We start from the raw sequence: 25,781 nt of genomic DNA on the forward strand, positions 1-25,781 counted from the left end.
AGGTACTCGCTCAATGACTTCACCCGCAACCTGCGCCCTTTATATGTATATGGTTGATGCATCAACAGCTGATCTACCGCATCAGCCTTCATGCAGACCGCATTCACGTTTCAGGCCGAAGAACCGAGTCTCTTCTTCGCTCATCCCGGGTTCCCATTTACGTGTCGTATGGGTATCACCGACAGATAAATAACCTTGCTCCCATAACGGATGATAGCTCAGGCCATTTTGGGTCAAATACTGATAAACCTGCCGATTATCCCAATCAATGATCGGTAATAGCTTAAATACCCCCCGCTGAATAGCCAACACCGGTAACTGTGCACGGCTACCCGATTGCTCGCGGCGTAAACCAGCAAACCACGTTTGCGCGCCCAATGTCTCTAACGCACGATTCATTGGCTCCACTTTATTCAGCTCATTGTAGCGCTCGATACCCTCGACACCCTGCTCCCATAACTTGCCGTAACGGGCTTCCTGCCACGCAGGGCTTTGCGGTGCACGAAACACCTGCAAGTTAAGTTGCAGTTGCTCGGTCAACGCATCGATAAACTGATAGGTCTCAGGGAATAGATAACCGGTATCGGTGAGGATCACCGGAATATCCGGCCGCTGGCGGGTGACCAGATGCAAGCAGACCGCCGCCTGAATACCAAAGCTGGACGAAAGCACGAACTCGCCAGGGAGATTATCCAACGCCCAGCTAACCCGCGCCTGTGCGGATAATGCCTCAAGTTCATTGTTAACCGCCGCCAATGCCAGTACCTGCTCGACTTTCGGTAATGAATTCAACTCACTCAGGTTGATTCGGCTCACACGGCCTCCTGCACTTCATAAAAGTCACGGGCTGAATCAATCACTGGCGCAATCACACCCGCACGAATCACAAAGTCCCCGAAGCCTTCATCGGTATGACGCTCTTTAGCCCAGCGCCCCACTAATTGATCGGTAATCGCCAAAATTTCATCTTCGGTAATATTTTCGCGATACATACGAGGGATGCGAGTGCCTTCCCGATTGCCGCCCAGATGTAGGTTATAGCGGCCAACCGCTTTCCCCACTAGCCCCATTTCAGCCAACAATGCACGACCACAACCGTTCGGACAACCAGTCACCCGCATGACAATATGTTCATCGGGCAGGCCATGTTGCTGCAAAATACCTTCAATGCGGGTCACGAATTCAGGCAAGAAACGCTCAGCCTCCGCCATCGCCAGTGGGCAAGTGGGGAATGACACGCAAGCCATCGAGTTTTCACGCTGCGAGCTGACATTATCGTCCATCAAACCATGCTCACGGGCTAATGCCTCAATACGCGATTTCTCTTTTTCCGGCACGCCCGCCACAATCAGGTTCTGGTTCGCGGTCAAACGGAAATCGCCCTGATGGATTTTAGCTATCTTAGCCACACCGGTTTTCAGGCTACGGTCGGGGTAATCCAGCAAACGCCCATTCTCAATAAAGAGGGTAAGATGCCATTTTTTATCGACGCCCTTCACCCAACCAATACGATCGCCGCGGCCAGTAAATTGATAAGGTTTGATGGCACCAAAACTCACGCCAGCACGTTTTTCAACTTCCGCTTTGAAGGTCTCAACACCCACACGCTCAAGCGTGTACTTGGTTTTGGCATTTTTACGATCAGTACGGTTACCCCAGTCGCGTTGGGTCGTCACCACCGCTTCAGCGATAGCCAATGTATGTTGCAGCGGGATATAGCCGAATTCACTGGCTTTACGTGGATAGGTATTTTTATCGCCGTGAGCAATGGAAAGCCCACCGCCTACCAACACGTTAAAGCCGACCAATTTTCCTTTTTCCGCGACAGCAACAAAGTTGAGGTCATTAGCATGGAGATCGACATCATTTTGCGGCGGAATAACCACTGTGGTTTTAAATTTACGCGGTAAATAGGTCGCGCCGAGAATAGGCTCTTCATCCGTGGTCGCCACTTTTTCTGCATCCAGCCAAATTTCGGCATAAGCTCGGGTACGCGGCAACAAGTGTTCAGATATCTTTTTCGCCCATTCGTAAGCTTCCTGATGCAGCACCGACTCGACGGGGTTCGATGTACAGAGCACGTTACGGTTAACGTCATTGGCGGTCGCCAAGGCATCTAGCCCCAGTTCATTGAGCAACTGATGAGCCGGTTTTACGTTGCCCTTCAGGATGCCATGAAACTGGAATGTCTGGCGGTTGGTAATACGAATGCTGCCGTATAACGTGTTATCTGCTGCGAACTTATCAATCCCCAGCCACTGCTGCGGAGTGATAATACCGCCCGGTAAGCGGCAACGCAGCATCATGGCATGGCGAGGTTCCAACTTCTGCTCGGCACGTTCTGCACGGATATCGCGGTCATCTTGCTGATACATGCCGTGGAAGCGAATCAACAGGAAGTTATCGCCGTTGAAACCACCGGTCAGACCGTCATTCAGATCTTCGGCAATCGTCCCGCGCAGGAAATGGCTTTCCGACTTCATGCGTTCGCCATCGGAGAGTTTTCCGGTGACAACCAGTGGTCCTGGGTGTTTTTCTTTCATCAGTACACATCCCGCTGATAACGGCGCGCCAAGCGCAGCTCACTTAAATATTCATCAGCCTGCTCGGTATCCATTGCACCGTGCTCAGCCACCACGTCCAGTAAAACCTGCTCGACGTCTTTTGCCATGCGGTTAGCATCGCCACAGACGTAAATGTGGGCGCCGTCTTGAATCCAGCGCCACAGCTCTGCGCCCTGTTCGCGCAGTTTGTCTTGTACGTATATTTTATGGGCCTGATCGCGCGACCAAGCCAGATCAATGCGAGTCAGTAAACCGTCTTTGACATAACGCTGCCATTCAACCTGATAGAGGAAGTCCTCGGTGAAATGCGGATTTCCAAAAAGCAGCCAGTTCTTACCCGTAGCACCAATCGCTTCACGCTGTTGCATAAAGGCGCGGAAAGGCGCGATACCCGTACCAGGGCCAATCATGATAACCGGCGTTTCTGGGTTCGCCGGTAAACGGAAGTTATCGTTATGTTCGATGAAGATACGGATATCGCCATCAACCGCCAGTCGATCAGCCAGATAGCCCGATGCCCCACCAGTGCGCGGGCGGCCATCAATCTCATAACGCACCACGCCCACGGTGATATGCACTTCAGTTTCCGTTTCAGCTTGTGATGAAGCAATGGAGTAAAGGCGCGGTGTCAGTGGTCGTAATAACGCGACGAGTTGGTCAGCGTTCAAATCAGAGGGGGCTTGACGCACCATATCGACGATTGGGGTGTTTTTCGCATACTGCTGCAACGCCGATTTATCGGCCAATAATGCAATCAGGGCTTCATCACGAGACAGTGCTGCGTATTTATCGACAATCACGGTGGTGTTTTGTGTTAGCTCAAGATGGCTGATCAGCGCTTGTTGCAGCGGCATGTTTTGCCCATCAATACTCACTAACTCATCACCTTTCAACCACAGAAGCGCGAGTAATTCTTCGACCAGAGTCGGGTCATTGTCAAACCAGACACCCAGTGCATCACCCGGTTGGTAACGCAGTCCAGAATCACCTAAATCAATTTCAATGTGGCGCACATCTTTTTCTGAATTACGGCCAGTCACTTTTTGCTGAACTGACAGTTGCGCAGTCAAGGGTGCTGTTTTGCTGTAGGGGCTAGACGTGATTTCATCAACTGCGCCACTTTGCGTTGCGACTACTGCCGCCGTAGATTGAGCGGGAACTCTGGCCTGCAACGCTGCAACAACTTGCTGACGCCATTGTTGGGCTGATTCTTGATATTCCACATCAGCATCGACACGATCTAATAACCGTTCAGCACCTAGCTCCGCCAGTTTGCTGTCAAAATCTTTGCCTGCCTGACAGAAATGTTCGTAAGAGGTGTCACCCAGACCGAACACCGCAAAAGCGGTTTCAGCTAACTTGGGGGCCTTTTTAGAGAATAGGAATTTGTGCAATGCAACAGCTTCTTCCGCTGGCTCACCTTCACCCTGAGTAGAAGCGACAACAACTAACAGGCGTTCCTGCGCAATTTGCTTAAACTTATAATCACCCGCATTAACCAAATTCACGCTGAGCTTAGCGGCAACGAGGTCATCACGTAACTGTTCGGCCAAACGCCTTGCATTACCGGTTTGAGACGCTGAAATCAGGGTGATTGTGACCGCCGGTGGCGCTATCGCGGCGGGAGATGCCACCACGCCGGGTTGCTGGTTAACCATGCCCCAGAAGTAACCGGACAGCCATGCCATTTGGGTTGACGATAAATCACCAACCGCTGTTTGTAAGCGGGCCAACTGTTCCGGCGACAGCGGAAGTAAAGAAGTAGGAGGAGCCTGAGTCGTCATTGCTGTAGGAATTCCTTTATGCTTTAGCCATGGTTAATGCACATGATCGTCAGCGAGAAGAGTTTACGCCAAAAGTTGACACCCTAAGTGTTGCTGATTGGTAGCCTGCGAATGAACGCGGCTCTCGCCTCTGAAACTTCACGTACCAAGGGTATATGGTTTGTAAGGTTAACCATCCCGATCATAACAATTAAAGAAGCGATGGAAATAATAAATAACTAAAACGACTAAGCGGTTTTTCAGGTAACTAATATGAGTTAAAGTGTTCAACTCATTAGGAAATTTCTCGCCGGTAGAGATCAAGCTGCGGTTTAGTATGTCTGCATATAAATCAGAGAGCTACGTAACGATGATGGTGGCGACGTGGGCTAAACTGGGTTCGTGAAGCTGTGCTTTCATAGCCAGAATCGCTACTTTCCGGTACTATGCGGCAGTTTTTCGAGTCAAAAAGGTCAGAATGATGAGCACTACCCTATTTAAAGATTTTCAGTTTGAAGCCGCTCACCTGTTGCCACATGTGCCAGAAGGGCACAAATGTGGTCGCCTGCACGGCCATTCATTTATGGTTCGTATCGAGGTGACTGGTGAAGTTGACGCTCATTCAGGCTGGGTGATGGATTTTGCTGATCTGAAAGCGGCCTTTAACCCCATTTGGGCGCGGTTGGATCACCACTATCTCAACGATATCCCTGGTTTGGAAAACCCGACCAGTGAAGTGTTGGCAAGTTGGATTTGGCAGCAGCTTAAGCCGCAATTACCGGAATTAAGCGCCGTGATGGTGAAAGAAACCTGCTCTGCGGGCTGCGTCTATCGCGGATAAATAGTTTGTTAGGGCGCGTCCACGCCCTACATCTCAAGCTATATTGAGATACTTATGCGTCTGCATCGATAGCCGCCAGTTCTTGGCGATGCAAGTTTCAATACAAAGTTTAGTCGCCTCATCCTTCTGGCTGATTGGCTGCAACGCAACGACCCGTTTCTTATCGTCATGTAGCGTCGCCAACAACACTTCCAATGCTTCAATATCCCGCAAACGCGCGACCGGATGCTTAATTTCATCTGCGCGTTGCAACGCTTGGGGGAGTATTTTCAAGCCACCACGCATATTTACTTTCGGCGATACTGTCACCCAAGTCTCGGCCGAGCACCGTACTTCGTGAGTCCCACTGGTTTCAATTTGGCAGCTATAACCGGCTTGCTCAAGCGCAGAAGTGAGGGGGAGCAGATCGTAAATAGATGGCTCGCCCCCCGTGATCACAACGTGACGGGCGGTATATCCTTGTTGAGCAAAGATATCGAGTAGCTGCTGCTCAGTGGCGGAACCCCAAGCATCACTTTCGGCGGTTTTCACCATAATGCGCTGCATATCAACTTCCCGATCCGCCTCTTTCTCCCAAGTATGCTTGGTATCACACCAACTACAGCCCACTGGGCAGCCTTGCAAGCGTACAAAAATCGCCGGAACGCCGGTGAAGTAACCCTCGCCCTGCAAGGTCTGGAACATTTCATTAATCGGGTACAGCATCAGTTTCTCTATATCGTGATTCAGGCCAATGGGCGATTATCGCAGATTCCGTGGCTGTGACCAAATAGGCCGCTTTCATGTGGCCTATTGGGTTATCCGACTCGTCATCCGTTACTCGATAACGCCACAGACCATCCGTGCACCGCCGCCGCCAAGTGCCATTGGATGGTCAGCATAGTTATCGCCACCCTCATGGATCATCAACGCATGCTGTTTCAGCTCAGTTAACGACTTTAGGCGTGGAGCCAGTACGGGATAGTTGGCAGTACCATCGGCATTGACGACCAGTCCCGGTAGGTCACCCAAATGCCCTTTATCTGTGTAAGGGCCAAGATGTGTACCCGTTTTTTGCGGGTCAAAATGACCGCCAGCCGCTAGCGCTGGCACGGATTTGCCCTCTTTCTGGCCTGCTGCGCAACTTGGGTTTTCATGCAAATGGAAACCATGAATACCGGTGGTCAGCCCTGTCAGATTAGGGGTAAACAATAAGCCATAAGCCGTTTCAGTTACCGTAACCGTGCCCAGCGCTTTGCCATTACCTTCTGGCAACGCTTCATTCATGGTGACAGTCACTTCCGCGGCAAATAAGCTGCTGGAGAACAATATTGCCGGTAACAGTAAGTATTTCAGTTTCATTAGTTATCTTCCGTTATGCATTGTGATTAAATCAATTTGATCATTAATAATGATAACGGCTTATAAATTATCTACACGGTAACCTGTGTAATAGATGTGAGTCTGGAGAGGGTTATGCGCCAGTTTCAGAAGAATCTTGCACAAGAGAACCAAACGATAAAAAAAAAATTGGATAAGTTTAGGGTAGGATTTACTTCATAAAAAAACCCGCCGAAGCGGGTTTTATCAATCAACTTTAAAGATGATCAAGCGCAGTAATTACTGGCCTTTCACTTCTTTCAGACCGTTGAATGGTGCGCGGTCGCCCAGCGCTTCTTCGATACGGATCAGTTGGTTGTATTTAGCGACACGGTCAGAACGGCTCATAGAACCTGTTTTGATTTGGCCAGCTGCAGTACCTACTGCCAGATCAGCAATGGTCGCATCTTCGGTTTCGCCTGAACGGTGAGAGATAACCGCGGTGTAACCTGCATCTTTCGCCATCTTGATAGCAGCCAGAGTTTCAGTCAAAGAACCGATCTGGTTGAATTTAATCAGGATAGAGTTAGCAATACCTTTCTCGATACCTTCTTTCAGGATCTTGGTATTGGTCACGAACAAGTCATCGCCCACCAACTGGATTTTGTCACCCAGAACTTCGGTCTGGTATTTGAAGCCAGCCCAGTCAGATTCGTCCAAGCCATCTTCGATGGAAACGATTGGATATTGTTTGGTCAGGTCTTCCAAGAAGTGAGTGAACTCTTCAGAAGTGAAAGCTTTGTTGCCTTCGCCAGCCAGAACATATTTACCGTCTTTGTAGAACTCAGATGCTGCACAGTCCATCGCCAGAGTAATGTCTTTACCTAGCTCGTAACCTGCTGCTTTTACCGCTTCTGCGATAACAGCCAGTGCTTCAGCGTTAGAACCCAGGTTTGGCGCATAGCCACCTTCGTCACCAACAGCCGTGTTCATACCTTTAGACTTCAATACTTTAGCCAGGTGATGGAACACTTCAGAACCCATACGTACAGCTTCTTTCAGGGTTTTAGCGCCAACAGGCTGGATCATGAACTCTTGAATATCAACGTTGTTATCAGCGTGCTCGCCACCGTTGATGATGTTCATCATAGGCAATGGCATAGAGAATTTGCCTGGAGTGCCGTTCAGTTCAGCAATGTGCTCATACAAAGGCATGCCTTTAGACGCTGCGGCTGCTTTCGCTGCTGCCAGAGAAACGGCCAAGATGGCGTTAGCACCAAACTGGGATTTGTTCTCAGTACCGTCCAGATCGATCATGATTTTATCGATGTTAGCCTGGTCTTTGGCATCTTTACCCAAAACTGCCTGAGCAATTGGACCATTTACTGCTGCAACGGCTTTCAGAACGCCTTTGCCCAGGAAACGGGATTTGTCACCGTCACGCAGTTCCAGTGCTTCACGGGAACCAGTAGAAGCACCTGATGGTGCCGCAGCCAAACCAACGAAACCGCCTTCCAAATGAACTTCAGCTTCTACAGTTGGGTTACCACGGGAGTCGATGATTTCGCGACCGATGACTTTAACGATTTTGGACATTAGATTTTCCTCAGTACAAGTTAAACTAAAACTCCAGACAGAGGGGGCGACATCGCTGCCGCCCCTTCTACCAAATATTTTATTTCACCTGGCGCTTCTGATACTCACCAGCCGCTTTCACAAAGCCGGCGAACAACGGGTGACCATCACGTGGCGTCGAAGTAAATTCTGGATGGAACTGGCAAGCGACAAACCACGGATGGTTTGGCAACTCGATAATCTCCACCAGTTTGTTATCCGCAGAACGCCCGGCAACACGCAAGCCGGCAGCTTCAATCTGCTTCAACAACATGTTGTTGACTTCATAGCGGTGACGATGGCGCTCAACGATGGTCGGTTCGCCATACATCTGACGTACCAAGCTACCTTCGGTCAGGTGGCATTGCTGCCCACCCACACGCATAGTACCGCCCAAATCGCTTTCTTCCGTACGGACTTCAACGTTGCCGTCTTCATCACGCCATTCGGTGATTAACGCAACCACCGGGTACTTACAGTCTGGCACAAATTCTGTGGAGTTCGCGTTTTCCATCCCCGCAACATTGCGGGCAAACTCCATCAGTGCAACTTGCATCCCCAAGCAAATGCCTAGGTAAGGAATATTGTGTTCGCGGGCATAACGTGCTGCCAGCACTTTGCCTTCCACACCGCGGTAGCCAAAACCACCCGGAATGAGGATAGCATCCAGCCCTTTCAGCATCTCTTCGCCGCGTGTCTCAACATCCTGCGAATCAATCAGCTTAATGTTCACTGTGAGGCGATTTTTCAGCCCGCCGTGCTTCAAGGCTTCAATCACAGATTTATAGGCATCCGGCAGTTCTACATATTTGCCGATCATCCCGATGGTGACTTCCCCACCTGGATTTGATTCTTCGTATAATACCTGTTCCCACTCAGCAAGATTTGCTTCAGGACAAGTTAAGCTGAATCGTTTACAAATATAATCGTCAAGGCCCTGTGATTTCAATAGCCCTGGGATTTTATAAATGGAATCAACATCTTTTAGTGAGATAACGGCTTTCTCTGGCACATTACAGAACAGCGCAATTTTAGCGCGTTCATTAGCAGGAACTGCGCGATCAGAACGGCAAATCAGCACATCTGGCTGAATACCAATCGAAAGCAGTTCTTTTACCGAATGTTGAGTCGGCTTAGTTTTCACTTCACCGGCCGCAGCCAGATAAGGAACTAACGTCAGGTGCATGTAAAGTGTGTGCTCGCGGCCAACATCAACCGCCATCTGACGAATCGCTTCCAAGAATGGCAGAGACTCGATATCCCCAACCGTACCGCCAATTTCAACTAAGACAACATCATGGCCTTCGCCGCCTTCGATGATGCGCTCTTTGATAGCATTGGTGATATGCGGGATAACTTGAATGGTTGCGCCGAGGTAGTCGCCACGACGTTCTTTACGCAGGACTTCGGAATAGATACGGCCCGTGGTGAAGTTATTACGACGGGTCATTTTGGTACGAATGAAGCGCTCATAGTGCCCTAAATCCAGATCGGTCTCAGCACCATCTTCGGTGACAAAAACTTCCCCGTGTTGTGTCGGGCTCATGGTACCTGGATCCACGTTAATATACGGGTCCAGTTTCATGATGGTTACGTTGAGGCCACGGGCTTCAAGTATAGCCGCCAGAGAGGCTGCGGCAATGCCTTTACCCAGAGAGGATACAACCCCGCCGGTCACAAAAATATAATTAGTTGTCATGCTGAACCTGAGAGTTTAGGTTTAAAGACGATGGAAGTACCAGGACGGGAAAGTAGTATACCGGAACCTTGGTTTCGCTACAAATGATCTCCGCTACCCTGGCAGTTTAAGCAGCTAAAACTGCTCGTAACATCATCTTATTATTCGTTATAATTCAATTAATTAACGTAATTCAAATTCCGTAATCATCCATGAAATGAATTAAAACACCTTACATTTCAGTTTCTTGCTTTTTAACTTGCTGCCAAGCGGCTTCCATTTCATCAAGTGTGGCCGTTTCCATGGTCCGACCTGATGCGGTAACGATCTGTTCTACTTGACGAAAACGCCGTTCAAACTTTCGATTAGCGGCTTGCAAGGCATTTTCAGCTTTGTGGCCTAAATGGCGAGACAGATTCACCGTGGCAAACAGTAAATCACCGATTTCTTCACCCAGTTTATCTTCATCGACCACGACTTGACGCGCCTCGAACATCACTTCATCAATCTCTTCGTAAACTTTGTCTAGCACCGGCCCCAATGTATCCCAATCAAAACCCACCGACGCACAGCGTTTCTGAATTTTATGTGCTTTCATTAAAGCCGGCAGCGCATCAGGAATATCATCCAAAGCCGAATACAACGCTTTCTCCGCTCGTTCTTCCGCTTTACGGGATTCCCAACCTGCCAGCGCGGCCTCACTGCCCATGTTTGCTTCTGATGCGTGCTGCGGTTCATTGGGGAACACATGGGGATGGCGACGCACTAATTTATCGCTAATGGCATGGCAGACATCATCAAAGGCAAACAGCCCTTGTTCCTGCCCCATTTGGGCATAAAACACCACTTGGAACAGCAAATCGCCCAGTTCATCACGTAAATCATCAAAATCCTTGCGCTGAATCGCGTCAAGCACTTCGTAAGTTTCTTCCAACGTATAAGGGGCGATCGTATCAAACGTCTGTTTACGGTCCCACGGACAACCTTGTTCTGGGTCACGCAAGGTGCGCATAATATCCAACAAACGTTGCAAGGCGAGTGCGGTGGTGTCAGTTGCAGGCTGATTCGTATTCATCAATTTCACTATATAAGTCAAGACACAGCGAGCACTGCCCGCCTAAGTGCGAACTGCACCAAGCTAAAATAGCGAGGCACAGTCGCAGTTTAAGGATTACTAGTTGCCGTGAAGACGGCGGGCATCTATCACATCAGGCAGTTGATTCAGCTTCGCCAATACTCGCCCGAGCACTTGCAAGTTATAGATCTCGATATCCATATCAATGGTTGCCACCATCTTTTTGGTATCGCTACGGCTGGCAACCCCCAACACATTGACTTTTTCATTCGCCAAAATCGTGGTGATATCGCGGAGCAAGCCGCTGCGGTCATTGGCGGTTACACGCACGACAAGTGAATAGCCACTAGAATAACTCTCCCCCCAAACCGCATCGACAATCCGCTCAGGCGCATGAGATTGTAATTCAGCCAACTGTTCGCAGTCTGCGCGGTGGATAGATATCCCCCTTCCCTGCGTGATAAAGCCGACAATCTCATCACCGGGGATTGGCTGGCAGCAACGAGCGATGTGGTGCATCAGGTTGCCGACACCTTCAACCACAATCCGCCCGCTGTCTTTACTGGCATTACGCGGCGGCGGCGGCGTTTTATTGTTCAGATGGCGTAACGCTTCTAAATCAGCCTCTTCCGCTGTCGGCTTATTCAGTTTCCCTTGCAGGAAGTTCACCATCTGATTCAGGCGAATATCACCGACACCAATAGCCGCTAACACTTCATCCATAGAATTCATGTTATAGCGCGGTACCAGTAGCTTCTCAGCCTCTTTTAGGCTGATATCCATATGCTCGAGTTCGTCATCCAGCATCTGCCGGCCAGCAAGGATATTCTTATCTCGGTCTTGTTTTCGGAACCAGTTATGTATCTTGGAACGCCCACGGCTAGTGGTGACGTAACCAAGATTCGGATTCAACCAATCACGACTTGGGTTTGGCTGTTTCTGAGTGATGATTTCAATTTGATCACCCATCTGCAACTGGTAGGTAAAGGGAACGATGCGCCCACTGATTTTCGCGCCGATACACCGATGCCCCACATCACTGTGGATATGGTAGGCAAAGTCCAGCGGTGTTGAACCGGCTGGCAAATCAATGACATCACCTTTCGGGGTAAACACATAGACGCGATCGTCGAAGACCTGACTGCGTACTTCATCCAGCATTTCGCCGGAATCGGCCATCTCTTCTTGCCAAGCAATCAGCTTACGTAACCAAGCAATGCGCCCTTCATAACCAGAGCGGCCTGCCGCAACAGCGCCTTCTTTATATTTCCAGTGTGCAGCGACCCCCAGCTCGGCATCTTCATGCATCTGGCGGGTACGAATCTGAATTTCAAGCGTTTTACCGCGTGGCCCGAGCACTACCGTATGAATCGACTGATAGCCATTAGGTTTAGGGTTAGCGACATAATCATCAAATTCATCTGGCAAATGACGAAAATGGGTATGCACAATCCCCAACGCGGCATAACAATCCTGTAAACGCTCGACGACCACTCGCACGGCACGCACATCAAACAACTCATCAAACGCGAGCGATTTTTTCTGCATTTTGCGCCAAATGCTGTAGATGTGCTTAGGACGGCCATAAATCTCAGCTTTGATGCCTTCATCCGCCATCGCTTTGCGCAATGACGCGACGAAATCATCAATAAATTGTTCACGGTCGATACGGCGCTCGTGAAGTAATTTAGCGATTTGCTTATATTCATCGGGGTGCAGATAACGGAAACAGAAGTCTTCTAACTCCCATTTAATCTGGCCAATCCCCAAGCGGTTTGCTAACGGCGCATAAATGTTGGAACACTCTTTAGCCGCCAACACCCGTTCATCTTCAGGTGCATCTTTGACTTCACGCAGATGCGCGATACGTTCTGCCAATTTGATGACCACACAGCGAAAATCCTCCACCATCGCCAGTAACATGCGGCGCACGTTATCGACTTGCTCAGAGCTCATGGAATCATTATGGGTGGCTTTTAACTGACGAATGGCGTCCATATCACGCACACCATGCACCAGATAGGTAATACCTTTACCGAACTGTTCGGTCAATGTGGCTTCATCAACCACATTGGCATCCACCAGCGGGAACAGCAACGCTGCGCGCATGCTGTCATTATCCATGCTCAGCGTGGATAGAATTTCAACCATTTCAAGGCCACGCCACAGCAATAGCGAGGCATTGGGATGGTTTTGCGTCTGTTGTTCACAGTAACGCCAGGTTTCGGCTAATCGCTCACATGACTGCGGATTGGGAAGCCCCAAACTGGCGATCCAATCGTCGAGCGCAAACTCGCCCGCGGGATTCAAATGTGCACTGCGTACCGCAACCATAACTTCTCCCTACTTTGCGACCCCTGACGCCTGTATGAACAGCGCCATAGATTCAAGATGCCCGGTGTGGGGAAACATATCTAACATTCGCACCTGGGCAAGACGGTAACCGGCGGCTAATAACACCTGACTATCCCGTGCCAGCGTAGTGGGATTACACGAAACATACACCACTCGCTTTGGCGCCAGTTTAACTATATGTGACATGACCCCAGCAGCACCAGCACGTGCAGGGTCTAATAATACTTTATCGAACCCTTGTGCCGCCCAAGGCTGGCAACGAATATCAGATTCGAGATTTTCATGGAAAAATGACACATTGGGCAAAACATTATATCGCGCATTATACTGCCCATTCGCCACTAACGCCGCAACTCCTTCCACCCCAACCACTTCACGTGCGCGTTTTGCCAGCGGCAACGTAAAATTACCCATACCGCAAAACAAATCCAGCACTCGTTCATCTGGCTGCACATCAAGCCATGCAATAGCCTGAGCCACCATTTGCTGGTTGACCGCATCATTGACCTGGATAAAATCTCGCGGATGGAATGCTAAGCGTAGACCGTCGATTCGGTAATAGGGTTCCTCACCAAAGAGTTTATCGACATTCTCACTGTCGCCAGCCAAATACAGCGTCACCCGTTCTCGTTGGGCAAAGTCGGCTAACGCGATGCGATCTACCTCTTGAAGGGTATCAAGGTGACGTAGAACCAGCAATGGACCATTATCCGCCAAAACCAGTTCCACATGCCCTAATCGCTGCACTGCCTGCAAAGCTGACAAACACTGATGAAGGGGCTGTAGCAGTCGCTCCAATTCCGGTCGTAGAACGGGACAGCGCGTAATATTAACCAAATCATGAGATTCCGTTTGACGAAATCCCATTTGCAATCGCTGCTGTTTTGGCTGATAGACGAGTCCTAACCTCGCCCGCCGCCGATAGCCGTAGTCAGGTCCGCAGATCACTGGATCGAGCACAAGATTGATATGCGTGACTTGCATCATCAGACGTTTTAGGGAGTCTGCTTTGCTACTTTGTTGTAGTTGGCAACTGGCGTGTTGCTGCTGACAGCCTCCACAAATTGCAAAGTGAGGGCAAGGAGGCGTGACCCTTTCGCTGCTTTGGTTCAGCAAGCGTTTAAGTTTGCCGCGGCTATACTGGCGTTTCTGCTCGAATAGCTCAATTTCGGCTTGTTCCCCCGGTAATGCACCTGGGATAAAAATAGCTTTGCCTTGGTGGCGCGCAACACCCTGACCAAAGGGATCGAGCGAGTTTACTGTCACAGTTATTGTTTGTCGGGTCGTCACACGTCGGTTTGGAGAGTAGAATTGCGCCATAATGATTGATTGAGCGTCAGTTTCGTCAGCTGCTAATTCTCCCACATTGGAATACCATGACCAAATACAGTCTCCGCGCGCGCATGATGATTTTAATCTTAGCCCCCACGCTGCTTCTTGGGCTGTTACTCAGTACATCGTTTATGGTAAACCGCTATAATGAGCTGCAAAACCAAATAGTTAACGCTGGCACAAATATTATAGAGCCACTGGCAGTCGCCAGTGAATACGGAATGGCCTTCCGTAACCGTGACACTATTCGTCAGTTAATTAATCTATTCCATCGCCGTCATTCTAATATTGTTCGGTCAATTTCCGTTTTCGACGCAGATAATAATCTTTTTGTCACATCTAACTATAATTACAATTCCTCACAATTAAGATTATCTCAAGGCGAGTCCATCCCCCGTTCACTGATGCTTTCCTACCATGGTGACTCGCTTCTTATGCGTATGCCCATTGTTTCTGAAGCCAACTTATCCAGTGATAGAGAATCAGATTCAGACATCACCAGTCGGCCACTAGGCTATATCGCCATCGATCTGGATCTGCAATCTGTCCGTTTGCAGCAATATAAAGAGATCTTTGTTTCGACCCTGCTATTGCTGTTCTGCATGTGTGTCGCCATCCTGTTTGCCTATCGTCTAATGCGCGATGTCACTGGCCCAATTCGCAACATGGTAAATGCCGTTGACCGTATTCGTCGCGGTCAATTAGATAGCCGAGTTGAAGGGCATATGTTGGGTGAGCTGAATATTCTGAAAAATGGTATCAATTCGATGGCGATGTCATTGGCGGCCTATCACGAAGAGATGCAGCAAAATATCGATCAAGCCACATCCGATCTGCGCGAAACACTGGAGCAGATGGAGATACAAAACGTCGAATTGGGATTGGCGAATAAGCGTGCTCAAGAAGCCGCGCGGATTAAATCTGAGTTTCTCGCCAACATGTCCCATGAGCTGCGCACGCCACTCAATGGGGTGATTGGCTTTACCCGCCAAACACTGAAAACTTCACTCACGCCTACGCAAACCGACTATTTACAGACGATCCAACGCTCAGCCAATAACCTGTTATGCATCATTAATGACGTGCTGGACTTCTCCAAACTGGAAGCTGAGAAATTAATTCTGGAACACATCCCCTTCTCACTGCGCGGCACAATAGACGAAGTCATCATTTTGCTGACGCACACGGCGCATGAGAAAGGTTTGGAGCTGACGCTACACATTAATAATGATGTGCCTGAGCAAGTGGTCGGGGACGCAATGCGTTTGCAGCAAATTGTCACTAACTTGCTTGGAAATGCGATTAAATTCACCGAACAGGGCAACATTGATATTTTGGTTGCCGTGAAGGCAAAAACCGCACAGCAAGTCACGCTAGTGGTAGAGATTCACGATACTGGCATCGGTATTTCTGAATCGCAGCAAGCTCAGTTATTCCAAGCATTTCGCCAAGCAGATGCCAGCATTTCACGTCGCCATGGTGGTACCGGCCTTGGTTTGGTCATTACCGAAAGGCTGGTCAAAGAGATGGGGGGTGACATCAGCTTCTATAGTCAGGTGGATAAGGGGTCAACGTTTAGGTTCCAGATCCCTCTGGATCTGAACGAAACTATCTCTTATCGTCTTCCTGACATGTCATTTTTGGAAGGGAAAACATTAGCCTATATTGAGCGCAATAGCACTGCAGCAAGAGCTACACTGGATATTCTCAGCATCACGCCTTTGCAGGTCACTCATAGCCTGACCTTAGCGCAATTACCCGTTCAGCATTATGATTTCCTGCTTGTCGGCGTCCCTATTCCGTTCCGCAATAATATGGCAGTCCATCAGGATAAATTAATTGCAGCGTTGAAAATCTCAGAACGCGTAATTCTGGCGCTACCGAGTCAGTCGCAAGTGGAGGCCGAGCAACTCAAGTTGATAGGCGCTAAAGCATGCCTCATCAAGCCAATGTCATCTAATCGGTTGATTCCTTTATTATTATTGGAAGAATCAGTTAGCGAGTCACCCGCCGTCGATCAAGCAGAGAAACCACTAAAACTCCCCTTTAAAGTGATGGCTGTTGATGACAATCCAGCAAATTTGAAATTAATTGGCACGCTGCTAGAAGAGCAAGTCACAGAAACAGTGCTCTGTGACAGCGGTGCGAAAGCCATTGCCTACGCAAGAGAAAATACCTTGGATATCATCTTAATGGATATTCAAATGCCAGAAATTGATGGCATCCGTGCCAGTGAAATCATTCATCAAATGTCCCACCATCTGGACACACCGATCATTGCCGTCACTGCACATGCGGTGAGAGGGCAACAAGAGCAATTGCTAAAATTAGGCATGGCTGATTATTTGGCAAAACCGATTGATGAAGCTCGGCTGTTACAAGCACTTTCTCGCTTTCTGCACCCTAGCACCCCACCGCTGACAATAGAAAACGATATGCGCCCACTCGCACCGCATGAGTATGCAGGGGCAATAGATTGGCCTTTGGCCGTGAGGCAAGCAGCAAATAAAGAAGTGCTCGCTAAAGATCTGCTCACGATGTTGTTAGATTTTATGCCGCAAGTCACTGAGCGTGTACAGGCTATTTTAGCGGGGGCGAATGATGAGGATATCCTGAATCTGATTCATAAGTTCCATGGCAGCTGCGCCTGTAGTGGTGTGCCACGGCTCAGGCAGCTTTGCATGACAATTGAGCAGCAGTTGCGCCAACAAACCGACCTACAGGATCTGCAACCGGAATGGCTTGAATTGATCGATGAGATAGAAAATGTTCGCCATGCCGCCAAGAGTTACTTAGGGGCTGCGTAATCTCAAGCTGATGAGGCCGATCAACAGATATAAAAAGGGCACAGCGATAAAACGACTGTGCCCTTTGTGATTCGACTGACTTGATGCTCAATCCAGCACAAACACTGGCTTATGCATCAGCAATCTTTTTTGCATCAGCATTCGTTACTGCATCAACAAATAGAGTGATGTGTCACCACGCTGAATATTCAATGCTAATACTGATGGCTTAGAATCAAGAATCTTACGCAGTTCACCCAGATTTTGGACTGGCTGCTGGTTAATCCCGATAATAATATCGCCTTTCTTCAGACCGATACGCGCTGCAGCAGTGCCGCTTTTCACGTTGTCGACTTTCACGCCTTTTTTACCGTTAACATCAGAGTTGCTCAGTTCAGCCCCCTCAATACCGGTATAGAGATTGCCTGAGTCAACTTGAGATTGACTGCTCTGCTCTAAGGTCACGTCTACATTGATAGGCTTACCATCACGCAGCAGACCTAAGGTCATTTTGCTGCCAACAGGCATCGTACCAATTTCAGCACGGAAGCCAGCGAAGCTGTTGATTGCTTTGCCATTCATGCTAACAATCACATCACCTGCTTTGATCCCAGCTTTCGCAGCAGCAGATTTCGGCACGACTTGGCTGATAAAGGCCCCTTTCTGAGCATCAACATTCATGGCTTTTGCCAGTTCAGAATTCAGCTCAGTCCCCATGATACCCAGCTCACCACGTTTCACCTGACCAAACTCAACCATCTGAGCTGTCAAGTTTTTCACCATGTTACTTGGGATGGCAAAACCGATACCAATATTACCGCCATCTGGAGCCAAAATAGCCGTGTTAATGCCGATCAGCTCACCATTGAGGTTGATCAACGCGCCACCTGAGTTACCCCGGTTAATCGCGGCATCTGTCTGGATAAAGTTTTCGTAGTTTTCTACGTTCAAGCCACTGCGGCCCAAGGCGGATACGATACCGGAAGTGACGGTTTCACCTAGCCCATAAGGGTTACCGATGGCGACGGTATAATCACCGACGCGCAGTTGATCCGAATCAGCCATTTTAATGGCGGTCAGGTTTTTAAAATCTTTCAACTGCAACAAAGCAATATCAGTACGCGGATCTTTACCGATAACTTTCGCTTCATAGCTGCGGCCATCGCTCAATTTGACATTGATTTTGGTCGCATTATCCACCACGTGGTTATTGGTCACAACGTAGCCTTTGGCGGCATCAATAATGACCCCAGACCCCAACGCACGGAACTCTTGCTTACTTGGCATGCCACCTTTACCACCTTGGCCGCCCTGACACATTGGAGAACCTTGGAATGGAGAGCCATCCTGGCAGAATGGTGAATCATCGCCAAAGAACTGCTGGAATTGTGGTGGCATACCACCCGCACCGGCATTGCTTACCTGAGCGCTACCTTCCACGTTGATACTCACAACGGAAGGCATCACTTTCTCTAGCATTGGCGCTAGGCTTGGGAGTTGCTGGCTGCTGGAAGCAGCCGTTTCTGCCGAAATGGCAGTAGAAACTGGCCCCATGGCTAAGCCAACGCTCAATGCCAATGCACTTAACACTAAAGCTGTTTTTTTCATGTATTCTGATTCCCGATATACAATTAATAATGATTCAATAAATGAGTGGCAGACCAATGTCGTCTTGCTTGTAAGATTGAATATGGGGGTTGAAGTTCATAGACCCAAGAATCAGAAAAGTAAAAAATATTGTCCGTCTTTACAAAACTACAGTTAATTAAAAGGGAAAATTAATTTGTTTGCATACTATTCCGCAGCCATTAAGCGCCGATATTCATCGTAAGCATAAAGGTCTGTCATGCCACTGATATAATCTTGAATGAGACGAGCACGATAATAATATTCATATATCTCATAATGTTCTGATGGTAAATTACGTAGCCTCTCGACTGATTCAGCATAAGATAAACGATGTTTTGTCGACAATTTATGAAATAGCCTTGTCTCAATGGGATACTGGCGGTGACTATCTTGGGCGACTAATTGCGTGAAAGCGGCCTGTGGCATCGCTAATAGCGGGCTATAAATGTCGAGCAACCCACTAATTACTCTATATCCTTGTAATTCAAGCTGTTCTACTTCTGGATGATTAAAGACGTGTTTTACCGCAACCTTTTTAAAAATTTGCAATAATTTACATGCTGCACTGGAATCTTCTAATAATGCTTGATTAAAAGAACCAGAAAAGACAGCCGGTAGGTTTTCAATAAAACGTTGTGCGGCATGGGGAACCAATTTTCCTACCGTATTGACTCGTAAATACATAAAGAATTGATCTTCAGTACTGCGCCGACCTTGTTCACGCCCCAATTGTCTAAATGCACTTCCGACTACTTTATCAAACAAATCACCATGCGTGACATCGCCCCACTCTTTCATCATATGGTCATAAAGTTGCTCAACGCTAAAAATACTTTTTTCTACCGCATCTTCTAAATCAGCGATGCAATAAGAAATATCATCGGCGGCTTCCATAATATAGGTGAGCGGGAAACGATTAAACTCCCCCATATTGAGTTCACGGCGTAAATCTTTCACATAGTTTTCTTCGGCAAGATAAAAACCTGGCTTCTTCATCAAGTAATGATGGGAATTAGGAATATCGCCAGACCAATAAGCCGGTTTTGTATATTTAAGAATACAGCCCACTTGCGCATAAGTCAGATTCAGTTTTAATAAGCTGTAAACTAACCTTATGGCTTGTGCGTTACCTTCAAACTGGCTGAGATCATGGCGTATTTTGCTGCGTAGGATATTCAGTTCAGCTTCGCCTTCTCGCAGCCTAAGCGCGTTCACCAAGCATTGATCCTTACCCCGCGGTTCTACTCCACCACCGTTTGGATCCATCTGTTTGGAAAACCAATTATTGATAGCTGACTCGCCAAAATGGCCAAAAGGCGGGTTGCCGATGTCATGCATCAAACAAGCCATTTCCACAATACTTTCAAAAGGATCTAGCAGCTTATCCAAACCATAAGCCGTGATCTTTTTATCTTGCTTAAATCGATTTAGGATCTCTTTGGCAATATATCGCCCCACCTGCTGGACTTCCAACGAATGCGTCAGGCGACTGCGTACCGCCGCATTACGCTCTAGCGGAAATACCTGTGTTTTTTGCTGTAAACGCCTTATTGCCGCAGAGTTGACAATACGCCCACGATCGCTTTCGAATACTCGGATAATCTCATATTCGTCTTCCGCCGAACTGGGTTTACCGAACGGCCGCTGGAAACTAATTTTCTGCTTAAAGTCGATCCCAGACATATTTCCCCCTGATATTTCATTACAAATAGTGATACTCACTCTTGACCATAGATGCAATTGATAACGTATGAACTGCGGCACATTACGCATTATCTTGGCTGAACTACCCGAATATCGCACTTAGCTGATAAACTGTATGCCGTTAATGACAGATTAATCCATCCTTTAAAATCAGCAGGTACTCTTATGAAAGTCGGCATTATTGGTGCAATGGAAGAAGAAGTGACGCTACTGCGTGACAAAATTGAAAATCGCCAAACCTTAGTCCGTGCAGGCTGCGAGATGTACAGCGGCAAACTTAATGGTGTGGACGTCGTATTGCTGAAATCCGGTATCGGCAAAGTTTCTGCCGCAATGGGAACAACCTTACTGTTAGAGCATTTTAAGCCTGATATCGTGATCAACACCGGTTCTGCGGGCGGTTTGGCCTCTAGCCTGAAAGTGGGCGATATCGTGGTATCAACTGAAGTTCGCTATCACGATGCTGATGTCACTGCGTTTGGCTATGAACCCGGCCAGATGGCTGGTTGTCCTGCTGCCTTCGTTGCTGATGCAGATTTGATTGCGTTGGCTGAAAATTGCATCAAAGAATTAGACCTAAACGCGGTGCGCGGTTTGATTTGCAGCGGCGATGCCTTCATTAATGGGGCGGCACCTCTGGAACGAATTCGTGCCACCTTCCCGACTGTCGCAGCCGTTGAAATGGAAGCTGCCGCCATTGGTCACGTTTGTCATCTGTTTAAGACGCCATTCGTTGTCGTTCGCGCGATTTCAGATGTAGCAGATAAAGAATCTCACCTGAGTTTTGATGAATTCTTGGTTGTCGCCGCGAAACAATCAACGCGTATGATTGAAGCGATGTTAACAACGCTGGCTCAACGCGGTTAATGGGGCGGTTTATTTTTGCCCCTTTGGCACAATCAGCTATCGCTCACCTTCAAGCCATCGCTCTGGTCTTGCTTGGCCTGTTTTGCTTACAGGCATCGGCGGTAGAGCGGATTATCAGTTTATCGCCCAGTACAACCGAGTTGGCCTATGCCGCTGGGTTGGGGGATAAACTGGTCGCGGTAAGTGCTTACTCTGACTATCCCGAAGCGGCGAAAAAACTGGAACATGTGGCATCGTGGCAAGGGGTCAATGTCGAGCGAATTTTGGCGCTAAAACCTGACCTCATCCTCGCTTGGCGTGGTGGAAACCCACAGCGTCCGCTGGAACAACTCGCTTCTTTGGGCATTCCAATTCTCTATTCTGACCCCGCTAATATTGATCAGATTGCAGATGATCTGGATAAATTGGCGCAATATAGCCCCCACCCTGAGCAAGCTCATCAAGCTGCCGAACAGTTACGCCAGCAATTTGCTGAATTACGTAGCCGTTATGCTCGCCAATCCCCATTACGTACGTTCCTGCAATTTGGTACACAACCCTTATTTACCAGTTCAGGACATACCTTACAGAGCGAGATCGTCTCTGTGTGTGGGGGAGAGAATATTTTTGCCAACAGCCGAGTTCCTTGGCCACAGGTGAGCCGTGAGCAAGTGATGACCCGCCAACCACAAGTGATCGTCGTGGGCGGTAAAAAGTCTCAGGCTGAGAACGTCAGCGCCTTTTGGCGGCCTCAGCTCACAGTACCGGTGATAACCCTTAATGAGGACTGGTTTAATCGCGCTGGCCCACGTATCCTGCTGGCCGCTAAACAGCTCTGCCAGCAAATGGCAAGCCTTCCATCCCTTGTGGCGGAGTCACATTAATGCTGGTTTATTGGCTGGATATTTTAGGTACTGCGGTATTTGCTATCTCCGGCGTGTTGCTGGCGGGGAAGTTGCGGATGGATCCGTTCGGGGTGCTGGTTTTGGGGGTAGTTACCGCTGTCGGCGGGGGCACTATTCGCGATATGGCGTTAGCCAATGGTCCGGTATTTTGGGTCAAAGACCCCACGGATTTGGTGGTGGCAATGGTCACTTGTTTAGCAACAATTTTATTGGTCCGTCAGCCAAGACGGACACCAAAATGGATACTGCCAGTATTGGATGCCATTGGTCTGGCGGTATTCGTGGGTATCGGCGTCAATAAAGCCTTTGCAGCGGGCGCCAGCCCGTTGGTGGCTATCTGTATGGGTGTGATTACCGGTGTTGGCGGCGGGATTATCCGTGATGTGCTAGCACGTGAAATACCGATGATCCTGCGTACTGAGATTTATGCCACAGCCTGCATCATTGGCGGTATTGTCCATGCTACTGCTTTTTACACTTTCGGCATGCCATTGCAGCAAGCAATGATGTTGGGGATGGTGATAACACTCGGTATTCGGCTTGCCGCCATCCGCTGGCGTTTGAAGCTGCCAACATTTGAAATTGAGCATTGATCATGGCCCGCAAGAATAATTGCCAAACTAAGCTTATATTTTGTACACTACGTGCAGTTTTTAATCTTCACGTTGAATTTTTAGGCTCTTTTGGCGTCAGAAAATCCACGCATAGATTCTAGTACTCAACCTTATTTTTTGTATTGATGTGATTTAAATCTTCAAGTTTTTAAATAATTAGTCGATATCATTCAAACTAATATCGTTGCAGCGAACAAGCTGCTACATCAAGCAAGAAGGATATCCCCATTTAGCTGACTAAGTGGGACACCGACAGTCAAAAGCGCAGTTAAAATGATGAAATATGTTTTTTTGATGTTTTGGCTGGTATTTTTTGCCAGTCCGTCGCTGGCCCAGGGGCTTAGCGGCACACTCGATATACGCCTGACTATCGTTTCATCTTGTCAGGTGCAATCCCCGAATCAATCTGCTCACACAGCAAGTGATTCAAACGTGAATTATCCAAATATACAGTGTCGTCAAGGAGGTGGATGGGTGGCAGAACCTAAAATCAGCCATGCTTTTATTGCTCCAGATGGTTCACTGCTTAGCAAAGACAGCCTCAGCCGTAAGAGCCAGATGGCGCAACTGATTACAGTAGAATGGTAAAATTCACCTATAAAAAAACCGCGACTCAATGTTGCGGTTTTTTATTGGCGTCTCAGCAAGGCAGCAAACGAACGAGTCCCAATGAGCTTACACCAGTAAGTGATTTAGGTGAGTCAGTGCCGCTAACACCGCTGAGGCGTCAAGAACGCAGGGTTTACCCAAAGTCCATTGGCGTTTCAGCAAGGCAGCAAACGAACGAGTCCCAATGAGCTTACACCAGTAAGTGATTTGGGTGAGTCAGTGCCGCTAACGCCGCTGAGGCGTCAAGGGCGCAGGGTAAATTAGATACTGAAAGAAGAACCGCACCCACAAGTACTCTTCGCATTCGGATTCGTCACGATAAAACGTGAACCTTCTAACCCTTCAGTGTAATCCACTGCACCGCCGACCAGATATTGCAGGCTCATGGGGTCAACGACCAGCTCTACGCCTTGTTTTTCAATGGTCATATCACCATCGTTGATTTGGTCATCAAAAGTAAAACCGTATTGGAACCCGCTACATCCGCCACCGGTAATATAAACTCGTAACTTCAGATTTGGATTTTCCTCATCTGAAATCAGCAGCTTAACTTTTTTTGCCGCCGCCTCGGTAAACTGTAGGGGCAGTACTGTTTCTTCGCTCATGCTCATCACTCCCAACCGGTGTTCGAGTTGCAGGTTACTACAATGGCAGCCTGATCTATGCATCAATTATCCAATACCCGAGTAATTCATTCAAGTATTGCCGACTAATGATACATATTATCTACCTGTTCGAGCCTCACTTTCAACCACCGGTTGTTGCTGGGCTGCCGCTGATGCTGCCTGCTCTTGTTTCTCTAATGTGCGGGCCAAAATGGCTGAATACAAGGGCTTGCCCCCCATAAATTGAGCAATCAATGTCGCCCCTAAACAAGTCACGATCATCGGCAAAATAAGCTGATAGTTATCGGTCATTTCCAGTACCAATACGATGCCCGTCAATGGCGCACGTACCGAAGCAGCAAACAGTGCCCCCATCCCCGCGATAGCGAATGTCCCAGCCTCAATACCGTATTCAGGGAATAAGTGCGCGCAAGATAGGCCATAAGCCGTGCCGAGAATGGTCCCTAACGCCAACATCGGGGCAAATATCCCGCCCGGTGCACCTGAGCCAAAGCACAGCAAAGTGGTGATGATTCTGGCAATGAAGATAAAAATCAGCATGCCAATACTAAAGTTACCAGCCAGCGCAATGGGAATTAATGTAAACCCACCGCCTACCGCTTCACCATGAATCAGTGCCAGTAAACCGCACATCCCCCCCAACAAGCCCCCGATCAATACCAGTTTGCGCCAATCACCACCATGAATGCGCACAAACCAGTCCTGAGTACGAAAGATGAGCGCATTGAAGATCACGCCAACAGCACCAAAAATAATCCCCAGTAAGAGATAGAGCCACAAGGAATTAAGCGGTACATCACTGAGCTTTCCGACATCAATAATGGCGCGTTCACCATTGAAATAGCGATAAACAATCGTGGAAGTGATAACCCCGACAAATACCGCTTTGATTGAAACCAGGCTGTAGCGGAACTGCGAGCGCATCTCCTCTATAACGAATAAAATCCCGGCTAACGGGGCATTAAAGGCGGCAGAAAGCCCAGCCGCTGCCCCCGTCGCTAATAATGAATGCCGAGCTTCTGGGCTGCGTAGGCGGAAGATATCGACGACCATGCGCCCGCTATTGCCCCCCATCTGCACCATCGGCCCTTCACGGCCTAACACCATGCCTGCGCCCAACGTCCCTAGGCCGCCAATAAATTTAACGGGAATGACCCGCCACCATCGCACAGGACGCATCTCTTCCATCGCGCCTTCAATTTCAGGGATCCCAGAGCCACCCGCCTCAGGCGCAAAGCGGCGCACCAGAAAATACCCCACCATCGCCAAGAGCGCCGACATAATAAACGCTAACGGCCAGACCAAAATGGCCGAGTCCGCCACCTTCGCCAGTGAGGCCAATCTTTGCTGCTGAATCCAATCGACACCAAGGTCAAAGGCAACCCCCAGCAAACCCGTAATCACCCCAACAAGTGCTGCCATGATAAGGATGACCAATGGGGTTTTGTCACGGTTTACCAGTGCATGGATAAATCGCCCGCGTTTGCGTTCAGTCTCACCTTCGGAGGAGATGTTTTGTGTTGAGTCAGTCATGGTTTATA

General features: G+C 48.6%; 20 protein-coding genes. 6 read left to right on the forward strand and 14 right to left on the reverse strand.

All coding sequences use genetic code 11. From position 1 onward, the window contains the following. Window positions 1-81 precede the first annotated feature (81 nt). Genes BN68_RS09875 through cysJ form a run of 3 tightly spaced genes read right to left on the reverse strand, consistent with a single transcriptional unit; the run spans window position 82 to window position 4,348 of the window. The gene (locus tag BN68_RS09875) at window positions 82-816 is read right to left on the reverse strand and encodes a phosphoadenylyl-sulfate reductase (RefSeq protein ID WP_019211011.1); all 735 of its coding nucleotides are present in this window, start codon (window positions 814-816) and stop codon (window positions 82-84) included. Then, window positions 813-2,543: an assimilatory sulfite reductase (NADPH) hemoprotein subunit gene (gene cysI / locus BN68_RS09880; RefSeq protein ID WP_019211012.1), complete on the reverse strand. Its 1,731-nt coding sequence runs from the start codon at window positions 2,541-2,543 to the stop codon at window positions 813-815. The genes BN68_RS09875 and cysI overlap by 4 nt, the downstream gene beginning before the upstream one ends. Continuing rightward, entirely contained in the window at window positions 2,543-4,348 is a 1,806-nt protein-coding gene (gene cysJ, locus BN68_RS09885; RefSeq protein WP_019211013.1) for an NADPH-dependent assimilatory sulfite reductase flavoprotein subunit, read from the reverse strand. Before cysJ ends, cysI begins: the two co-directional genes overlap by 1 nt. Window positions 4,349-4,808: 460 nt before the next feature. Here cysJ and queD point away from each other — a divergent pair, with 460 nt between their 5' ends. Further along, the gene (gene queD, locus BN68_RS09890; protein WP_019211014.1) at window positions 4,809-5,168 is read left to right on the forward strand and encodes a 6-carboxytetrahydropterin synthase QueD; all 360 of its coding nucleotides are present in this window, start codon (window positions 4,809-4,811) and stop codon (window positions 5,166-5,168) included. Window positions 5,169-5,201: 33 nt separating this feature from the next. Here queD and queE read toward each other — a convergent pair whose 3' ends face one another. The 7 genes from queE to rlmD all read right to left on the reverse strand — a co-directional run bounded on the left by queE (window position 5,202) and on the right by rlmD (window position 14,509). After that, entirely contained in the window at window positions 5,202-5,873 is a 672-nt protein-coding gene (queE, locus tag BN68_RS09895; protein ID WP_019211015.1) for a 7-carboxy-7-deazaguanine synthase QueE, read from the reverse strand. Between the two features lie 111 nt (window positions 5,874-5,984). Then, window positions 5,985-6,509: a superoxide dismutase family protein gene (gene sodC / locus BN68_RS09900; RefSeq protein ID WP_019211016.1), complete on the reverse strand. Its 525-nt coding sequence runs from the start codon at window positions 6,507-6,509 to the stop codon at window positions 5,985-5,987. Window positions 6,510-6,767: 258 nt separating this feature from the next. Further along, window positions 6,768-8,063, reverse strand: coding sequence for a phosphopyruvate hydratase (gene eno / locus BN68_RS09905; RefSeq protein WP_019211017.1), 1,296 nt, complete (start codon window positions 8,061-8,063; stop codon window positions 6,768-6,770). Window positions 8,064-8,142: 79 nt separating this feature from the next. Beyond that, entirely contained in the window at window positions 8,143-9,780 is a 1,638-nt protein-coding gene (gene pyrG, locus BN68_RS09910; protein WP_005167247.1) for a glutamine hydrolyzing CTP synthase, read from the reverse strand. A 211-nt stretch (window positions 9,781-9,991) separates the two neighbouring features. After that, a complete protein-coding gene (gene mazG, locus BN68_RS09915) occupies window positions 9,992-10,834 on the reverse strand; it encodes a nucleoside triphosphate pyrophosphohydrolase (protein ID WP_019211018.1) in 843 nt (280 codons plus the stop codon). A 99-nt stretch (window positions 10,835-10,933) separates the two neighbouring features. Further along, window positions 10,934-13,168 (reverse strand): GTP diphosphokinase, encoded by a 2,235-nt coding sequence (relA, locus tag BN68_RS09920; protein ID WP_019211019.1) that lies wholly within the window; start codon window positions 13,166-13,168, stop codon window positions 10,934-10,936. A 9-nt stretch (window positions 13,169-13,177) separates the two neighbouring features. Beyond that, a complete protein-coding gene (gene rlmD, locus BN68_RS09925) occupies window positions 13,178-14,509 on the reverse strand; it encodes a 23S rRNA (uracil(1939)-C(5))-methyltransferase RlmD (RefSeq protein WP_042806682.1) in 1,332 nt (443 codons plus the stop codon). Between the two features lie 56 nt (window positions 14,510-14,565). Between rlmD and barA the strand changes: the two genes are divergently transcribed. Beyond that, window positions 14,566-17,328 (forward strand): two-component sensor histidine kinase BarA, encoded by a 2,763-nt coding sequence (gene barA, locus BN68_RS09930; RefSeq protein WP_019211021.1) that lies wholly within the window; start codon window positions 14,566-14,568, stop codon window positions 17,326-17,328. Window positions 17,329-17,472: 144 nt separating this feature from the next. Here barA and degP read toward each other — a convergent pair whose 3' ends face one another. Both degP and dgt read right to left on the reverse strand, forming a co-directional pair. After that, the gene (degP, locus tag BN68_RS09935) at window positions 17,473-18,915 is read right to left on the reverse strand and encodes a serine endoprotease DegP (protein WP_019211022.1); all 1,443 of its coding nucleotides are present in this window, start codon (window positions 18,913-18,915) and stop codon (window positions 17,473-17,475) included. A gap of 186 nt (window positions 18,916-19,101) precedes the next feature. Then, on the reverse strand, window positions 19,102-20,619 hold the full coding sequence (gene dgt / locus BN68_RS09940) for a dGTPase (RefSeq protein WP_019211023.1): 1,518 nt from the start codon (window positions 20,617-20,619) through the stop codon (window positions 19,102-19,104). 186 nt (window positions 20,620-20,805) lie between these two features. Here dgt and mtnN point away from each other — a divergent pair, with 186 nt between their 5' ends. From mtnN to BN68_RS09960, 4 genes are all read left to right on the forward strand, one after another. Beyond that, window positions 20,806-21,507: a 5'-methylthioadenosine/S-adenosylhomocysteine nucleosidase gene (gene mtnN, locus BN68_RS09945; RefSeq protein WP_019211024.1), complete on the forward strand. Its 702-nt coding sequence runs from the start codon at window positions 20,806-20,808 to the stop codon at window positions 21,505-21,507. Then, window positions 21,507-22,370: a vitamin B12 ABC transporter substrate-binding protein BtuF gene (gene btuF, locus BN68_RS09950; RefSeq protein ID WP_019211025.1), complete on the forward strand. Its 864-nt coding sequence runs from the start codon at window positions 21,507-21,509 to the stop codon at window positions 22,368-22,370. Before mtnN ends, btuF begins: the two co-directional genes overlap by 1 nt. After that, on the forward strand, window positions 22,370-22,984 hold the full coding sequence (locus tag BN68_RS09955; RefSeq protein WP_019211026.1) for a TRIC cation channel family protein: 615 nt from the start codon (window positions 22,370-22,372) through the stop codon (window positions 22,982-22,984). The genes btuF and BN68_RS09955 overlap by 1 nt, the downstream gene beginning before the upstream one ends. Window positions 22,985-23,278: 294 nt before the next feature. Beyond that, window positions 23,279-23,593 carry a hypothetical protein gene (locus tag BN68_RS09960; protein ID WP_019211027.1) on the forward strand — a complete coding sequence of 105 codons (315 nt, stop codon included), beginning with the start codon at window positions 23,279-23,281 and terminating at the stop codon, window positions 23,591-23,593. Between the two features lie 281 nt (window positions 23,594-23,874). Here BN68_RS09960 and erpA read toward each other — a convergent pair whose 3' ends face one another. Further along, a complete protein-coding gene (gene erpA / locus BN68_RS09965) occupies window positions 23,875-24,219 on the reverse strand; it encodes an iron-sulfur cluster insertion protein ErpA (protein ID WP_019211028.1) in 345 nt (114 codons plus the stop codon). Window positions 24,220-24,336: 117 nt separating this feature from the next. Then, window positions 24,337-25,773 (reverse strand): H(+)/Cl(-) exchange transporter ClcA, encoded by a 1,437-nt coding sequence (clcA, locus tag BN68_RS09970; RefSeq protein ID WP_019211029.1) that lies wholly within the window; start codon window positions 25,771-25,773, stop codon window positions 24,337-24,339. Between the last annotated feature and the right edge of the window lie 8 nt (window positions 25,774-25,781).

This window comes from Yersinia massiliensis CCUG 53443, assembly GCF_000312485.1.
GTDB classification, from domain to species: Bacteria; Pseudomonadota; Gammaproteobacteria; order Enterobacterales; family Enterobacteriaceae; genus Yersinia; species Yersinia massiliensis.

Excerpts from the sequence above, each read along its gene's own strand:
- cysI (WP_019211012.1), bottom strand. The coding sequence starts at position 2,543 with ATGAAAGAAAAACACCCAGGACCACTGGTTGTCACCGGAAAACTCTCC.
- cysJ (WP_019211013.1), bottom strand. The coding sequence starts at position 4,348 with ATGACGACTCAGGCTCCTCCTACTTCTTTACTTCCGCTGTCGCCGGAA.
- queD (WP_019211014.1), top strand. The coding sequence starts at position 4,809 with ATGAGCACTACCCTATTTAAAGATTTTCAGTTTGAAGCCGCTCACCTG.
- queE (WP_019211015.1), bottom strand. The coding sequence starts at position 5,873 with ATGCTGTACCCGATTAATGAAATGTTCCAGACCTTGCAGGGCGAGGGT.
- sodC (WP_019211016.1), bottom strand. The coding sequence starts at position 6,509 with ATGAAACTGAAATACTTACTGTTACCGGCAATATTGTTCTCCAGCAGC.
- eno (WP_019211017.1), bottom strand. The coding sequence starts at position 8,063 with ATGTCCAAAATCGTTAAAGTCATCGGTCGCGAAATCATCGACTCCCGT.
- pyrG (WP_005167247.1), bottom strand. The coding sequence starts at position 9,780 with ATGACAACTAATTATATTTTTGTGACCGGCGGGGTTGTATCCTCTCTG.
- mazG (WP_019211018.1), bottom strand. The coding sequence starts at position 10,834 with ATGAATACGAATCAGCCTGCAACTGACACCACCGCACTCGCCTTGCAA.
- relA (WP_019211019.1), bottom strand. The coding sequence starts at position 13,168 with ATGGTTGCGGTACGCAGTGCACATTTGAATCCCGCGGGCGAGTTTGCG.
- rlmD (WP_042806682.1), bottom strand. The coding sequence starts at position 14,509 with ATGGCGCAATTCTACTCTCCAAACCGACGTGTGACGACCCGACAAACA.
- barA (WP_019211021.1), top strand. The coding sequence starts at position 14,566 with ATGACCAAATACAGTCTCCGCGCGCGCATGATGATTTTAATCTTAGCC.
- degP (WP_019211022.1), bottom strand. The coding sequence starts at position 18,915 with ATGAAAAAAACAGCTTTAGTGTTAAGTGCATTGGCATTGAGCGTTGGC.
- dgt (WP_019211023.1), bottom strand. The coding sequence starts at position 20,619 with ATGTCTGGGATCGACTTTAAGCAGAAAATTAGTTTCCAGCGGCCGTTC.
- mtnN (WP_019211024.1), top strand. The coding sequence starts at position 20,806 with ATGAAAGTCGGCATTATTGGTGCAATGGAAGAAGAAGTGACGCTACTG.
- btuF (WP_019211025.1), top strand. The coding sequence starts at position 21,507 with ATGGGGCGGTTTATTTTTGCCCCTTTGGCACAATCAGCTATCGCTCAC.
- BN68_RS09955 (WP_019211026.1), top strand. The coding sequence starts at position 22,370 with ATGCTGGTTTATTGGCTGGATATTTTAGGTACTGCGGTATTTGCTATC.
- BN68_RS09960 (WP_019211027.1), top strand. The coding sequence starts at position 23,279 with ATGATGAAATATGTTTTTTTGATGTTTTGGCTGGTATTTTTTGCCAGT.
- erpA (WP_019211028.1), bottom strand. The coding sequence starts at position 24,219 with ATGAGCGAAGAAACAGTACTGCCCCTACAGTTTACCGAGGCGGCGGCA.
- clcA (WP_019211029.1), bottom strand. The coding sequence starts at position 25,773 with ATGACTGACTCAACACAAAACATCTCCTCCGAAGGTGAGACTGAACGC.